The following is a 14,437-nucleotide window of genomic DNA, read 5'->3' on the forward strand; positions in this document are numbered from 1 at the left end:
CCCGGCCCGTCAAGGAGGTTCGGGCGTGGCCCTCGTGGTCCAGAAGTACGGCGGATCGTCGCTGGAAAGTGCCGACCGGATCAAGCGCGTGGCAGAACGGATCGTCGCGACCAAGAAGGCGGGCAACGACGTGGTCGTCGTGTGCTCGGCGATGGGCGACACCACTGATGAGCTGCTCGATCTGGCGCAGCAAGTGAACCCGGCGCCGCCGGAGCGGGAAATGGACATGCTGCTCACCGCCGGTGAGCGCATTTCGAATTCGCTGGTCGCGATGGCGATTTCCGCCCAAGGCGCGCAGGCATGGTCGTTCACCGGTTCGCAAGCGGGCGTGGTCACCACGTCGGTGCACGGCAACGCGCGCATCATCGACGTCACTCCGAGCCGCGTCACCGAGGCGCTGGAGCAGGGTTACGTCGCGCTGGTGGCCGGTTTCCAAGGCGTGGCACAGGACACCAAGGACATCACGACGCTCGGCCGCGGCGGTTCCGACACCACCGCGGTGGCGCTCGCTGCCGCGCTGAACGCGGATGTCTGCGAGATCTATTCCGATGTGGACGGTGTGTATTCGGCCGACCCCCGGATCGTGCCGGACGCCAAAAAGCTCGACACCATCCCGTACGAGGAGATGCTGGAGCTCGCGGCGAGCGGATCGAAGATCCTGCACCTGCGTTCGGTCGAGTACGCGCGCCGCTACGGCGTGCCGATCCGAGTCCGTTCTTCTTACAGCGACAAGCCGGGCACCACGGTGGCCGGATCGATCGAGGAGATCCCCGTGGAACAAGCGCTGATCACCGGTGTGGCACACGACCGCTCGGAAGCGAAGATCACCGTGACCGGCGTGCCGGACCACGCCGGCGCCGCGGGCAAGATCTTCCGGGTCGTCGCCGACGCCGAGATCGACATCGACATGGTGCTGCAGAACGTGTCCAGCACGTCGTCCGGCCGCACCGACATCACCTTCACGCTGTCGAAGGCCAACGGGGCCAAGGCGGTCAAGGAACTCGAGAAGATCAAGGCGGAGATCGGCTTCGAGTCGGTCCTGTACGACGACCACGTCGGCAAGGTGTCGCTCGTCGGCGCCGGGATGCGTTCGCACCCGGGCGTCACGGCGACGTTCTGCGAGGCGCTGGCCAACGCGGGCGTGAACATCGAAATCATCAACACCTCGGAGATCCGCATTTCGGTGCTGATCCGCGACGCGCAGCTGGACGAGGCGGTGCGCGCGATCCACGAGGCGTTCGAACTGGGCGGCGACGAGGAAGCCGTCGTCTACGCGGGGAGTGGTCGCTGATGGCACAGGGTCTTCGCGTCGGCGTGGTCGGGGCGACCGGCCAGGTCGGCGCCGTGATGCGCAAGCTGCTCGACGAGCGCAACTTCCCGGTCGAGCAGATCCGGTACTTCGCCTCGGCCCGCTCAGCGGGACGCACCTTGCCGTGGCGCGGCGAGGAAATCACCGTCGAGGACACCGCGACCGCTGATCTGTCCGGTTTGGACATCGCGCTGTTCTCCGCGGGCGGCGCGACCTCGCGCGAACAGGCACCGCGATTCGCCGAGGCGGGCGCGATCGTGGTCGACAACTCGTCGGCCTACCGCCGCGACCCGGACGTGCCGCTGGTCGTCAGCGAGGTCAACCCGGAAGCGATCAAGGACGCGCGCAAGGGGATCATCGCGAACCCCAACTGCACCACGATGGCCGCGATGCCGGTCCTCAAGCCGCTGCACGACGAAGCCGGCCTGGTCCGGATCATCGCGAGCACCTACCAGGCAGTCTCCGGAAGCGGCCTGGCCGGCGTCGACGAGCTGGCCGCGCAGGTGAACGCCGTCGCCTCGCGCGCGGCCTCGCTCACCCACGACGGTTCGGCGGTCGAATTCCCGGCCCCGGCCAAGTACGTCGCGCCGATCGCGTTCAACGTCCTGCCGATGGCCGGGTCCATTGTGGACGACGGCACGTTCGAGACGGACGAGGAACAGAAGCTGCGCAACGAAAGCCGGAAGATCCTGGGCATCCCGGATCTGCTGGTTTCGGGAACGTGCGTGCGGGTCCCGGTGTTCACCGGGCACTCGCTGTCGGTGAACGTCGAATTCGAACGGCCGCTGTCGGTCGAGCGGGCGACGGAACTGTTGTCGACCGCGCCGGGCGTGCAGCTCGCGGACGTGCCGACGCCGCTGCAGGCCGCGGGTATTGACCCGAGCTTGGTCGGCCGCATTCGTACTGACCCGGGTGTGCCGGATGGCCGTGGGCTGGTGCTGTTCGTTTCCGCCGACAACCTTCGCAAGGGGGCGGCGCTCAACACCGTGCAGATCGCGGAGCTGGTGGCGCAGAACCGCTGAGTTTCCCAGTAAAACTGCCCGGTCCCTGGTTCAGGAGCCGGGCAGTTTTCACTTTCGCGGTTCCGGTCTCGCTACTTGGCCAGCCGGCAGGCCTTGCTCCGGAACTTCCGGAACTCGTGCACCGAACCGAACGCGTGGTACGACCACACGAAACCGTCCGCATGCGCGCCGAGGTGGCGGAACTGCTCGATCGCCTCCTCGCCCCGCTTCAGCTCCACCAGCGCGCGGGCGGCGAACGCCCGGCTGTCCCGGGCATCCGGCGTATCGCGGCCGTCCCCGTCGAGCCAGGGCAGCAAAACCTCGAGCGCCTGCGTGACCCGCTTGTCCTGCCACGGGTCCTTGACGTCCGCGGCCCACATTTCGAAAGCAGCCGCCAGCGGGAGCCACGCCAGCTTCGGGTGCTTCGCCGCGCCTTCCTCGGCGAACTCCCACATCAGCTCGTGCGAGCCGAACCACTTCGCGCACCAGTACTGCATCGCGCGGCCGTGTGCGGCGACGTGCAACGGGTCCCGTTCCAGCACGCCAGCCCATACCTCGCGGAAATCGTCGTGCGAGTACTGGCGGCCCATCGCGATCGAGCACCGCTTTTCCCACGGCGTCGGGTCTTCCGGGGCGAGTTCCGCGGCGATCTGGCAAGCCTCGTCGGCCTGTTCGAGGACGCGCAGGAAACCGGCGAATTGCTCCGCGCTGACTTTGCTCGCCCGGTGCGAACTCCGGATCTGCCAGGCGACCTTCGTGAGCGAGTCCGCGTGGACGATGGCGGCGTCCGCGTCGTCGGGACGGGCGGTGCGCCAGGCTTTCAACGCGGTGTCGTCGTCGGCCGCGGCCTCGGAAAGGACGCCCACCGCGGTGCTGCGGCGGTCCCAGTCCGTGCCGATTTCCGCCAGCAAGTCCGCGCCCGGCCGCCATTCTCCGGCTCGGTGGGCGTCTCGGGCGGCGCGAACCGGTTCGGGCAGCAGCCGGTCTTCGGTGATTTCGTCGTCCGCGGGAAGTCCGAAGCGGGCGGTGTCGGTCTGCTTGATCGGCGGAGTGAGGTAGCGGGCCATGTCCTCCTGGCTGAGGGTGTCCATGAATTCGAAAGTGCTCATTCCGCGCTTCTTCGCGTCTTTCGCGACCGCCTTCATCATTCGGCGATACCTCGGAACGGTGTACAGCTTGATAAAGCCGAGCAAGGGGGTTCCTCTCAGGAATGAAGCGGGGCGAGCAACGCACGGAGCGGAGCGGTGTCCCCGTCGATGGCCGCGCCGACGGCGGGATCAAGTTCGGTGGCATACGGTTCGGCCAGCACTAGCTTCGCCGGTCCGGACCAGGACAGTTCCCAGTGCGCCGCATCGGCTTTGGCGAGTTCCGCGTGCACCACAATGGACAGTCGACTGTGGACTTGCGGCCGGTAGAGCTCGCGCTTCGCCCGTGCTCCGGCCGTCACCGGGGCGTTGGGGCCGGCGATGTCCTCAAGGCGTCCGGTGTCGAGCAGGTCGAGCAGTTCGTCGAGGCTGCGGCTGCGGCGAATCCGCAACGCTTCGACTTGATTGGAGTTGCGCATCCCAATGTCGACCAGGCTGGCCCAGTCGACCTTCTTCTTCGAGGACGCTCCCGCCGTGAAACCGGTCGCCAGCACCGCTTCCAGCAGTGCCGGCCCGTTGCGGAGAAGATCCGTCGCCGGCCGTTCGCCGCCGGGCGGCACGGGGACGTCCGGCGCGGCCTCCAGCAGCGCGATCCGTTCGGAAGTCGGCGGGTGGCTGTCGTACTGCGAGGTCGGCTCGGAGGGCGGATTCTCCCGCACGGAAGCCAATTTCTTCGCGCGTTTCTCGTCGGTGAGCAGAAGTTGGTAGCCCTCGGCCATCCGTTGCGGCAGGTAGCCGGCGGACCAGGCGATGGTCGCGTACTTGCTCAGGAAGAGCCGCCAAGCCGTGTCGAGCACCTCGACCTCGCGCAACGCGGTCGCCGCGGCGGTGGAGCCCGCTACCCGCGCGGACGCGGCGTCCGCGGCGAGTTCCTGTTGCCGGTTCACGCTCATCGAGACCCGGAAGTACAGGGCGGCGTACGTGCTGAAGACCGGCCGCAGCATCCGGGCCGACCAGGTCGAATGGAGTCCATTCAGGACTCGGCCGATCGTCTGCCGTCCGCGGTAAGTCGCGCCGGCGAACCGGGTGTGGCGATTGCTGTAGTGGCCAAGCTCGTGCCCGAGAATGGCGCGGAGCTGACTGACCCGCATCCCGGCGAAAAGCTGCGCGCCGATGAACATCCGGCGCCTCCGCACGCGCAGCCCCAGCCAGTGCGTCTGCTCGTACACCGACGCGTTGACCTGGGGAATCAGGTAAATCTCATCCGGCGGCCGAGTGCCGATTTCCTGGGCGAGTTCGCGAACGGCCGCCCACAGTTCCGGCTGCTCCTCAGGAGTGACGGGCAGGCCGGGCACGTCGTCGTCGCGGGTCCGCTCGAACGTCAGCAGGGCGGTGAACAGCACGTACAGCACCGGAACGACAAGGATGCCAAGCCGTCCCGCGGTGAACGGACTGTGCTGGTACGCGGCGATCTCCAGCCAGATCATCGACGCGGCGACGGCGAGCACCAGCACCGGAAAACCGGCCAGCAGCAAGACAGCGAGCAACGCCCGCGACGAGTTCTTCATCGAAAAACGGAATCCTCCCCAAGACCGGCACCCTGGGCGAACCGGTCGTCCGAGCGCGTTATCGACGCGGGGGCCGATTTCGTTTCACTCGTGCCCCGATGACAGAAAACCCGTTGTCGCGAGCGCCGGGGTGCCGGATGCTGAGCGGGCAAACTTCGTTCTGGGAAAGGAAAGTCATGTACACGGCAGTGGACGGCGAGCGGGTTCCGATCCGGATGTGGGCAGACCCCGCGTCGGTCGAAGACCAAGCGATGCGTCAGCTGCGCAACGTCGCCAACCTTCCGTGGGTGCACGGCGTCGCGGTGATGCCCGACGTCCACTACGGCAAGGGCGCGACGGTGGGCAGTGTCATCGCCATGCGCGACGCCGTCTCGCCTGCCGCGGTCGGCGTCGACATCGGCTGCGGGATGAGCGCGGTGCGGACGTCGCTCACCGCGAGCGACCTGCCGGACGACCTCGGCAAGCTGCGCAAGCGGATCGAATCGGCGGTGCCGGTCGGGTTCGGGCTGCACAAGACGCCGGTCAACACCGCGAAGGTGCACGGCGTCGGCGGTTGGGACACGTTCTGGAAGTCGTTCGGCGATCTGCACGAGGGCGTCCAGGACCTGGCCGACCGGGCGGCGCGGCAGATCGGCAGCCTCGGCGGCGGCAACCATTTCATCGAGGTCTGCCTCGAACAGGGCGGAGCCGACGAGGGCCGCGTGTGGCTGATGCTGCATTCGGGTTCGCGCAACATCGGCAAGGAACTCGCTGAGCGGCACATGGCGATCGCGCGGAAACTGCCGCACAACCGGGATCTGCCGGATCCCGATCTGTCGGTGTTCGTCGCGAACACACCGGAAATGCGGGCGTACCGGCGCGATCTGTTCTGGGCGCAGGACTACGCGGCACGGAACCGGGCGACGATGATCGCGCTGGTGAAGCTCGCGGTCGCGGAGGTCATCCCGGGCACCAGTTTCGACGACGCGGTTTCGTGCCATCACAACTATGTCGCCGAGGAAACCTACGACGGCGTCGACCTGCTCGTCACCCGCAAGGGCGCGATCCGCGCCGGCTCCGGCGATCTCGGGATCATCCCGGGCAGCATGGGAACCGGCTCGTACATCGTGCGCGGACTCGGCAACACCGCGTCGTTCGAATCCGCGTCCCACGGCGCCGGGCGGCGGATGTCGCGGACGAAGGCCCGCAAGACGTTCACCGCCGCCGACCTCGTCGCGCAGACCGAGGGCGTGGAATGCCGGAAGGACACCGGGGTCGTCGACGAGATCCCGTCCGCGTACAAGGACATCGAGACGGTGATCAAGGCACAGACCGACCTGGTCGAGGTGGTCGCGCACCTCAAGCAGGTCGTGTGCGTGAAGGGTTGAGGGATTCCCCGCGGGCGAACCGCACTGGTCCGCTCGCGGGACCCGCTACCCTGAAGTGCATGAAGCACTGGGGGGTGGCTGTCGCGGTAGTGGCGGCCGGAACGCTGCTGGCCGGATGCGACCAGGTCGATTCGGCGGTCAATCAGACGAATTCCGCGGTGGACAAGGTCTCCACGTGCACCGAAGCGCTGGGGCTGGCGGACCTGAACCCGTTGGTGGACGGCGACAAGCTCAAGGCCCGCGCGCAGGACAAGGAACGGCGACTGCGCGAACTGGCGGCCAACGTCAAGGAAGAGAACGTCAAGAACGCCCTCCTCGGCATGGCCGACTCGTACGTCCAGGTGCAGAAGGAACACCTCGAGGACGCCGGCGTGATCGCTCGGTGGACCAAGCGGAACCTGGAGAAGCTCGACGGGCTGCGCAAAGCCTGCACCTGACTGGTGCCTTGCCCTGCGCTGCCCCAATCTGGCCCGCCCGACCGGCTTCGGCTTGCCTGCCCGGCCCGGCTTGCCCGGCCCGGCCCCGCTTGGCCCGGCCGGACTTGTCTGCCCGCCTGCCCGGCCCGGCCCCGCTTGCCCCGGCCCGATCCGGCGGCCCTGGCGTGCCCCGAGGTGGAACTAGGTCAGCCCAGGTCAGCGGCGAGCGCGGACCGCGGCCGCCAGCGAAGGTGTCCGCACCGAACTCCGGCGCAGCGACCACACCAGTCCCAGCGCCGCCAGCGCCAGGCCGCCGAGCCCGGCCGCCGCGAAACCCCACGCCGGGCTCGAATGGTCGATCGCGAACCCGACCACGGGGCTCCCCGCGGCCAGCCCTAGCCGGGTCGACGCGTCCTGCAGGCCCATCGCCTCGCCGCGAACGGCGGGCGGCGCGAGTTCGCTGACCGCCTCCGTGGTGGCCGCGAGCGTCGGGGCGCAGACCAGGTTCGTCGGGATCAGCAGGAGCATCAGCAGCCACCACGGCTGCGTCGCGAGCCCGACCGGGATCACCAGCAGCGCGAGCAGCAGCATCAGCAATCCCTGCGGCAGCGATTTCCGCACCGCGCCGTGCACGATGCCGCCGATCATCGACGCCGCGCACATCACCGCGATGACCAGGCCGGTCCAGCCGACGTCGCCGTGCGAGCGCAGCGCGGCCAGCGTCGCGACCTCCGTGCCGACCAGGCAGAACAGCGTCCCGGCGGCGATCAGCAGGGTCGCCAGCAGCCGTCCGGTCAGCCAGGACCGCAGCGGCGGGCGCACGGCGCCGATCGGGGCGAGTTCGTCCTCGTTCCGGATCGGCGGGTTGAGCAGGAAGATCAGCAGCGCGGTGATGCCGAAGATGGTGCCGATGCCGCTCAGGGTCAGCGTCGCCGACAGCCCCGAGATCGCCGCGATCCCGGCCGCCGGGCCGATCATGAACGACGCCTCGACCAGGATCGTGTCCAGCGAGTACGCCGCGCGCCGCTGGTCAGCGGGCACGAGCGCGGCCAGGATCTGCCGCGCCAGCGAACCCGCGGGCACCGACAGCACGCCGGCCGGCAGCGCGCACACCACCAGCGCGCCGTAAGAAAGATGCGGAGCCGCGAACCAGAACGCAGTGGACGACAGCCCGCACACCGCGACCACTGGACGCAGGCCGTACCGGTCGATGGTGCGCCCGATCAACGGCGCGCCGAGTGCCATGCCCAGCGTGACGGCCGCGCCGACGACGCCCGCCGCGCCGTAGCCCCGGCCGAGACCGCTGACGACGTACAGCGTCAGCGTCACGCCGGTCATCGTCATGGGTACGCGTGCGAAGAACATCAGCGCCATCGACGGGCGGACCCCAGGGACGCTCAGGACGCGGCGATACGGCTGAAAAGGCACGTACCCCATGAGAGCAAGAGTTGGTACGAGCGTGCAACTTCTTTTCGTCACACCCCCTACGCGCCGCCCCGGCACCCGGTCGGGTGTCGCGCAGGCGTTCGGCGGGGCCGGAAAATGCGGTGGCGACCTGGGTGATAACTTCATCGGCGACGCGAAAAAGCATTCTCGCCGCCCATTCGCGAACAGTTTTTCAGATTTACGCGCCGACCTTGGAGTTTTCCGGTCGAACCGGCGGCGAGCCCCGGAAAAAGGGGTGCGGACCCGAATGCGGGCGGCGGTGCGTGCGTGGGGGACCCACCACGGTCGGACGAGCGAGATCGCGCGTCCCGACGGGGTGATGAAGGTAATCGATCACGAACTACGCCTGTGTGAGTGAGCAGTGCCGCCATTCGGGCAATCCGGCTACTATGAGTCAGATTCAGGTCCGCGGTCCGTGATCGTCGGGGGACGCGCAAGCCGTCCACGTTAATCAATTGCGGGCCGGTTCCCCGTTCTTGGATTCGGCACGTAAGTGTTAGAAAAACTCCCTATCCGGTGATCGGCTGGTGTTCGTCCGACACGGCGGGTATCGATTTACCCGGCAGGTCCCAAAGGCCAGGGAGGTAAAGAATGAAAGGCAAGATCGGGCGGATCATCGCCGTGGTCGCCGCGGGCAGTCTGCTGGCCGTCGGCACTTCGGGGATGGCCTCCGCGAGCCCGGCGGGAGGCAAGGGCTCTTCGGCCACTCAAGCCGTCGCCGCGCAGGTACTGCAGATGCGGGACGACCTGACCAAGGTGGCGTACGCGGGCGATGTCGCGAAGACGAGGGCGGACCTGGGCAAGCTCAGCCCGGTGCTCGCCGACATCGCGGCCGGCAAGCGCTACCAGGTCCAATCCGAAACCCAGCAGCTCTCGTCGGCGGCGAAGGTCCGCGCGGACGAGTCCAACCGGCTCCTCGCCGACCCGACGGCCACGCCGCGGCAGATCCCGCCGTTGCCGATCCCGCCGCTGCCCGACCTTCCCGGACCGCTGAAGGCGGTGAGCGACCTGGTCAAGGGCCTGCTCGCCGCGGTGACCAGCCTGCTGGGCGGGCTGCTCGGCGGGGTGCCGGTGCCGCCGCTGCCGGTACCGACGCCGCCGCTTCCGGCTCCGCCGGTGCCCGCACCGGTGCCAGTGCCTGGCACCTGAGCAGCCTGAAACAGGAGGGGAAAAGGCCCGGAGCCTGGTGCGGTTCGCCGCGCCAGGCTCCGTTCCATGTCAAGCCTCGTGAGTGGCTACGCCGGTTCTAACCGGCATCGCCGCTCACGAGCGCTTCGCGAGTCCCACCCGCAACGCACCGGCCATCTCCGCGATCGCCTCCCGGAACCGCGTCCCGACCCCGGCGAAGTTGAGGAATCCGTGGATCAGGTCGGCCTGCCGGCTGAGCGCCACCGGAACCCCTGCGGCACGCAGTTTTTCCGCGTACGCCTCGCCTTCGTCGCGCAGCGGGTCGAAGCCCGCGGTCACGATGTAGGCGGGCGGGAGTCCACTGTGGTCAGACGCGAGCAGCGGCGACATCCGCGGATCGGCCTTGTCGACGCCCTCGGGCGCGTAATGCCCTTCGAACCACACCATCGCCTCGTCGGTGAGGAAGAGGTCTTCGCCGAACAGTTCGCGAGAGCGGCGTCGCGTGGTGAAGTCGACGGCCGGGTAGATCAACAGCTGGAACGCGGGCGCCGGGCCGCCGCGTCGAGTCGCCTCCAGCGCGACGACGGCGGACAGGTTGCCGCCCGCGCTGTCGCCGCCCACCGCGATCCGGTCCGGGTCCGCGCCGAGGTCAGCTGCCTTGGCGTGTGCGTAGTCGAACGCGGCCAGCGCGTCCTCGACCGGCCCGGGGAACGGGCTCTCCGGCGCGAGCCGGTACTCCACGGACAGCACTCGGACCCCGGCGTGCTTCGCGAGGTAGCGCGCGGCGTTGTCGTGCGTGGCCCGGCTGCCGATGACCCAGCCGCCGCCGTGGAAGAACACCAGAAGCGGCGACGGTTCGGGCAGCCCGGCCGGGGTGTAGAGAGTGGCGTCCAGTGACGCGTCGCCGGACGGGATGGCGACGTCACGGGTCGCGACGGGGTTGACTCGCTTGCCGTTCACCAGGTGCTGGCTCGCCTCCAGCAGCGCGCGCGACCGCTCGACCGACCCGTTGACCAGCGAAGCTCCGGAGAGCTTCTGCAACCGCAGCAGCAACTGGGCGTCGAGGGCGAGTTCCTGGCCGTCCAGCCGCAGCGGCGCTCCGGCGATCAGCCTCCGCACCGGACGGGGCAGCCAGAACAACAACTGCGCGGCGGCAGTCTGGACGCGGATCTGCGGCGGAATCGCCATCGTTCCTCCTCGAACGCCGGATGAGCCGAGGCTACTTGCCAGTAGGTACGTTGGTCCAGTCGGTGTGTGACTCAAGCCTCCGTCTCAGATCCTGGTCCTCTACTTAGGTCGAGGGGTTAGCCTCGACCTGTGACTTCAGCAAAAAAGGTCAAGGTGCTGGGCATTGGCGGCTCGCTGCGAGAGGGCTCGCAATCCGAGCGCGCGTTGCGCATCGCGCTCGCCGCCGCTGAGGAACGCGGCGTCGTGACCGAGCTGATCCCGGGTCCCGAGCTGGTCCTGCCGTTCTACGACACCGCCATCCCGGAGCGGGACGAACGCGCGAGGAAGCTCATCGAGGGCATCCGCCAGGCGGACGGCCTCATCGTCGTCTCGCCCGGCTATCACGGCGGGCTGTCCGGGCTGGTCAAGAACGCCCTGGACTACGTCGAAGACCTCCGTGAAGACACCCGTCCCTACCTCGACGGCCGCGCGGTCGGTCTCGCCGCGGTCGCGTACGGCTGGCAGGCCGCGGTCACCACGCTCGAACAGCTCCGCACGATCACGCACGCGCTGCGCGGCTGGTCCACTCCCTTGGGTGGTTCGATCAACTCCGCCGAGACGAAGTTCGACGAGGGCGGCGGCGCTTCCGACGAGAAGAGCGTCCGCACGTTGCGGCTCATCGGCGAGCAGGTCGCGGAGCACGCGCTGCTTCGCGCGCGCTGACGTTTGGCCTCTTCATATCCCGGTTATTCCTGGGGTGATGACTGCCATGCCGGGGCACTGTTCCGCGGATGCGGAGCGTTGGACTCATTGAGACGCTGACTCCGGAGGCGTCCCCAATGAGGAGGTAACACGCATGGCCGAGCCGATCTACACCGCCGTCGCGACCGCGCGAGGAGAAGGCCGCAACGGCGACGTGACGTCCTCGGACGGCGTGATCGACGAGTCGCTGGCGATCCCCAAGGAGATGGGCGGTCCCGGCGGCGACAAAACCAACCCGGAGCAGCTGTTCGCCGCGGGGTACTCCGCGTGTTTCCTGAGCGCGCTGCAAGCCGTGGCCCGGCAGGCGAAGGTCGCGCTGCCGGCGGCGACGGTGACCGGTTCGGTGAGCGTGTTCAAGAAGGACGCCGGGTTCCAGCTCGGCGTGCGGCTCGACGTCTCGCTGCCCGGCTTGGCGAAGGCCGACGCCGACCAGCTGGTCGAGCAAGCACACCAGGTCTGCCCGTACTCCAACGCGACCCGCGGCAACATCGAGGTGGAGCTGACTACCACCGTCTGAAACAGGACCGAGGAGGGACACCCGAGATGACCACTTCCCCCATCAAGAGCCCGCTTTCCGACGCGGACAAGGAGATCACCGGCAACGCGCTGCAGGCGACGCTGACCGATCTGATCGACCTCTCGCTCATCGCGAAGCAGGCGCACTGGAACGTGGTGGGCCAGAACTTCCGCAGCGCGCACCTGCAGCTCGACGAGCTGGTGTCGACCGCGCGGCAGTACGTCGACGAGGTGGCCGAGCGCGCCGCCGCGATCGGGGTTTCGCCCAACGGCAAGGCGAAAACCGTCGTGGCGACCTCCGGGGCTCCGGAGTACCCGGACAACTGGCAGTCCGTCGGCTCGACCATCTCCGCGATCGTCGACACGCTCGCGACGCTGATCGAACGGCTCCGCAAGCGCATCGACGAGACCGACAAGAGCGACCTCGTGACGCAGGATCTGCTCATCGAGATCACTCGCGCGCTGGAAGAGGCGCACTGGATGTGGCAGGCGCAGCAAGCCTGACCCGCTCCGTCTGAAGAAAAGCCGTCCGCCTTCGCCGCGGGCGGCTTTTCCGCATCCGGTGGTCGGCACCGGCGCCCCGCAGTAGGTTCGCTGCCATGGTGCTGCATCAGGGGAAACAAGATCGGGCAGACCGGAAGACGGGCACGAATCCGTTGTACGCCGGGAGCAATCCGGCGCTCGCCGCGGACTTCACGATGCCGCGCGACCGGCTGCGGGACGATTCGCTGCCGCCGGACACCGCGCTGCAGCTGGTGCGCGACGAGCTGATGCTCGACGGCAACGCGCGGCTCAACCTCGCCACGTTCGTCACGACGTGGATGGAACCGCAGGCGCGCGAGCTGATGGCCGAGTGTGTCGACAAGAACATGATCGACAAGGACGAGTACCCGCAGACCGCCGAACTCGAGCGCCGCTGCGTCAACATCCTCGCCGATCTGTGGCACGCGCCCGATCCCACCGACATCATGGGCTGTTCGACGACCGGGTCGTCCGAGGCCTGCATGCTCGCCGGAATGGCGTTGAAGCGGCGCTGGTCGAAGCTGGGCCGGACCGGAAAGCCGAACCTGGTGATGGGCATCAACGTCCAGGTGTGCTGGGAAAAGTTCTGCGAGTACTGGGAAGTCGAGCCGCGCCTGGTGCCGATGGAGGGCGACCGGTACCACCTGTCCGCCGAAGAAGCGGTGAAACTCTGCGACGAGAACACCATCGGCGTCGTCGCGATCCTCGGCTCGACCTTCGACGGCAGCTACGAGCCGGTCGCCGAGGTCGCGGCCGCTCTCGACGCGCTGCAGGAGCGGACCGGCTGGGACATTCCCGTGCACGTCGACGGCGCGTCCGGCGCGATGATCGCCCCGTTCCTCGACGAGGACCTGGAATGGGATTTCCGGCTGCCGCGCGTCGCGTCGATCAACACCTCCGGGCACAAATACGGCCTCGTGTACCCCGGCGTCGGCTGGGTGGTGTGGCGGGACAAAGCCGCGCTGCCTGAGGAACTAGTGTTCAACGTCAACTACCTGGGCGGCGACATGCCGACCTTCGCACTCAATTTTTCGCGCCCTGGCTCGGAAGTCGCCGCGCAGTACTACACCTTCGTCCGGCTGGGTCGCGAAGGTTTCCGTGCGGTGCAACAAGCTTCGCGTGACGTGGCGACGTATCTGGCCGATGAGATCGCCAAGCTGGAACCCTTCGAGCTCCTCACCCGCGGCGACCAGTTGCCAGTGTTCGCCTTCACCACGCGCTCGGACATCACTGCGTTTGATGTCTTCGACGTTTCCCGCCGCCTCCGCGAACGCGGCTGGCTCGTGCCCGCGTACACATTCCCGGACAACCGCACCGACCTGGCTGTGTTGAGGGTCGTCGTCCGCAACGGCTTCACGCACGACCTGGCCGACCTGCTGCTCGCCGACCTGAAGCGCGTGCTGCCGGAACTGAACCGCCAGCCGTCCCCGCAGCACGATCCCGCCACATCGACCGGCTTCCACCACTAACTGGCGAGTAACCTGGCTGGCATGGGCCTTGCCAAGGATGAACGCCAAGCGCTGAGCGACCTCTTCGAGCAGCTCGGCCCGGACGCCCCGACCCTGTGCGAGGGCTGGCAGACGCGGGATCTGGCCGCGCATCTGGTCGTGCGAGAGCATCGGCCGGACGCGATGCCCGGAATCGTGGTGCCCGCCCTCGCCGGTCACACGCAGAAGGTGCAAGACGGCGTCGCGGCGCGCCCGTGGGACGACCTGGTCAGCCAGGTCCGCCGAGGCCCGTCCCGCTTCTGGCCGACGTCCATCGGCCCGGTGGACGAGGCGACGAACAGCGCCGAGTTTTTGGTGCACCACGAGGATGTCCGCCGCGCGCAGCCGGATTGGTCCCCGCGCCCGGCTGACCCTTCGCGGGACGGTGCGGCCTGGCGGCTGGCTACGCGGACGGCGAAGCTGAACCTGCGCAAGTCGCCGGTCGGGGTGGTGCTGCGGACTCCGGATGGTCAGTCGGCTTCGGTGAAGTCGGGCGCGCCGGTGGTCACGGTGGTGGGCGAGCCGGTGGAACTGCTGCTGTTCGTCTTCGGGAGGGACGCGGTGCAGGTGTCTTACGAGGGTGACGATGCTGCTGTGGAGCGGTTGAAGGGCGCTAAGCGCGGGCTGTGAGCCGGGCCGTCCAGGAGAACCTGGACGGCCCAA

Annotated in this window: 14 protein-coding genes; 10 read left to right on the forward strand and 4 right to left on the reverse strand. The window is 68.3% G+C overall.

Annotation, left to right across the window (positions count from 1 at the left end):
- Positions 1 to 25 precede the first annotated feature (25 nt).
- Entirely contained in the window at positions 26 to 1,291 is a 1,266-nt protein-coding gene (locus AB5I40_RS29260) for an aspartate kinase (protein WP_037808437.1), read from the forward strand.
- Complete coding sequence (locus AB5I40_RS29265; protein ID WP_370933445.1) at positions 1,291 to 2,331, forward strand: aspartate-semialdehyde dehydrogenase; 1,041 nt, start codon at positions 1,291 to 1,293, stop codon at positions 2,329 to 2,331. The genes AB5I40_RS29260 and AB5I40_RS29265 overlap by 1 nt, the downstream gene beginning before the upstream one ends.
- Positions 2,332 to 2,402: 71 nt before the next feature.
- Here AB5I40_RS29265 and AB5I40_RS29270 read toward each other — a convergent pair whose 3' ends face one another.
- Positions 2,403 to 3,419: a DUF4034 domain-containing protein gene (locus AB5I40_RS29270; RefSeq protein WP_370933447.1), complete on the reverse strand. Its 1,017-nt coding sequence runs from the start codon at positions 3,417 to 3,419 to the stop codon at positions 2,403 to 2,405.
- A 95-nt stretch (positions 3,420 to 3,514) separates the two neighbouring features.
- Entirely contained in the window at positions 3,515 to 4,963 is a 1,449-nt protein-coding gene (locus AB5I40_RS29275) for a M48 family metalloprotease (protein ID WP_370933448.1), read from the reverse strand.
- A 176-nt stretch (positions 4,964 to 5,139) separates the two neighbouring features.
- On the opposite strand from AB5I40_RS29275, the gene AB5I40_RS29280 reads away from it, so the two are divergent.
- Positions 5,140 to 6,330, forward strand: a complete 1,191-nt coding sequence (locus AB5I40_RS29280) for an RtcB family protein (RefSeq protein WP_370933450.1) — start codon at positions 5,140 to 5,142, stop codon at positions 6,328 to 6,330.
- Between the two features lie 59 nt (positions 6,331 to 6,389).
- Positions 6,390 to 6,767: a hypothetical protein gene (locus tag AB5I40_RS29285; protein ID WP_370933451.1), complete on the forward strand. Its 378-nt coding sequence runs from the start codon at positions 6,390 to 6,392 to the stop codon at positions 6,765 to 6,767.
- A gap of 195 nt (positions 6,768 to 6,962) precedes the next feature.
- Here AB5I40_RS29285 and AB5I40_RS29290 read toward each other — a convergent pair whose 3' ends face one another.
- Complete coding sequence (locus AB5I40_RS29290; RefSeq protein WP_370940630.1) at positions 6,963 to 8,111, reverse strand: MFS transporter; 1,149 nt, start codon at positions 8,109 to 8,111, stop codon at positions 6,963 to 6,965.
- A gap of 672 nt (positions 8,112 to 8,783) precedes the next feature.
- Here AB5I40_RS29290 and AB5I40_RS29295 point away from each other — a divergent pair.
- A complete protein-coding gene (locus AB5I40_RS29295; protein WP_344265858.1) occupies positions 8,784 to 9,341 on the forward strand; it encodes a hypothetical protein in 558 nt (185 codons plus the stop codon).
- Between the two features lie 114 nt (positions 9,342 to 9,455).
- On the opposite strand, the gene AB5I40_RS29300 is transcribed toward AB5I40_RS29295, so the two are convergent.
- On the reverse strand, positions 9,456 to 10,508 hold the full coding sequence (locus AB5I40_RS29300; RefSeq protein ID WP_370933453.1) for an alpha/beta hydrolase: 1,053 nt from the start codon (positions 10,506 to 10,508) through the stop codon (positions 9,456 to 9,458).
- Positions 10,509 to 10,637: 129 nt separating this feature from the next.
- Here AB5I40_RS29300 and AB5I40_RS29305 point away from each other — a divergent pair, with 129 nt between their 5' ends.
- The 5 genes from AB5I40_RS29305 to AB5I40_RS29325 all read left to right on the forward strand — a co-directional run bounded on the left by AB5I40_RS29305 (position 10,638) and on the right by AB5I40_RS29325 (position 14,404).
- Entirely contained in the window at positions 10,638 to 11,210 is a 573-nt protein-coding gene (locus AB5I40_RS29305; RefSeq protein ID WP_370933455.1) for an NADPH-dependent FMN reductase, read from the forward strand.
- A 133-nt stretch (positions 11,211 to 11,343) separates the two neighbouring features.
- Positions 11,344 to 11,766 carry an organic hydroperoxide resistance protein gene (locus AB5I40_RS29310; RefSeq protein WP_370933457.1) on the forward strand — a complete coding sequence of 141 codons (423 nt, stop codon included), beginning with the start codon at positions 11,344 to 11,346 and terminating at the stop codon, positions 11,764 to 11,766.
- Between the two features lie 26 nt (positions 11,767 to 11,792).
- On the forward strand, positions 11,793 to 12,269 hold the full coding sequence (locus AB5I40_RS29315) for a Dps family protein (protein WP_370933458.1): 477 nt from the start codon (positions 11,793 to 11,795) through the stop codon (positions 12,267 to 12,269).
- Positions 12,270 to 12,364: 95 nt separating this feature from the next.
- The gene (locus tag AB5I40_RS29320; RefSeq protein ID WP_370933460.1) at positions 12,365 to 13,756 is read left to right on the forward strand and encodes a glutamate decarboxylase; all 1,392 of its coding nucleotides are present in this window, start codon (positions 12,365 to 12,367) and stop codon (positions 13,754 to 13,756) included.
- 21 nt (positions 13,757 to 13,777) lie between these two features.
- Entirely contained in the window at positions 13,778 to 14,404 is a 627-nt protein-coding gene (locus AB5I40_RS29325) for a TIGR03085 family metal-binding protein (protein ID WP_370933462.1), read from the forward strand.
- Positions 14,405 to 14,437: the final 33 nt, after the last annotated feature.

Origin of the sequence: Amycolatopsis sp. cg13 (assembly GCF_041346965.1) — a bacterium.
Classification (GTDB): domain Bacteria; phylum Actinomycetota; class Actinomycetes; order Mycobacteriales; family Pseudonocardiaceae; genus Amycolatopsis.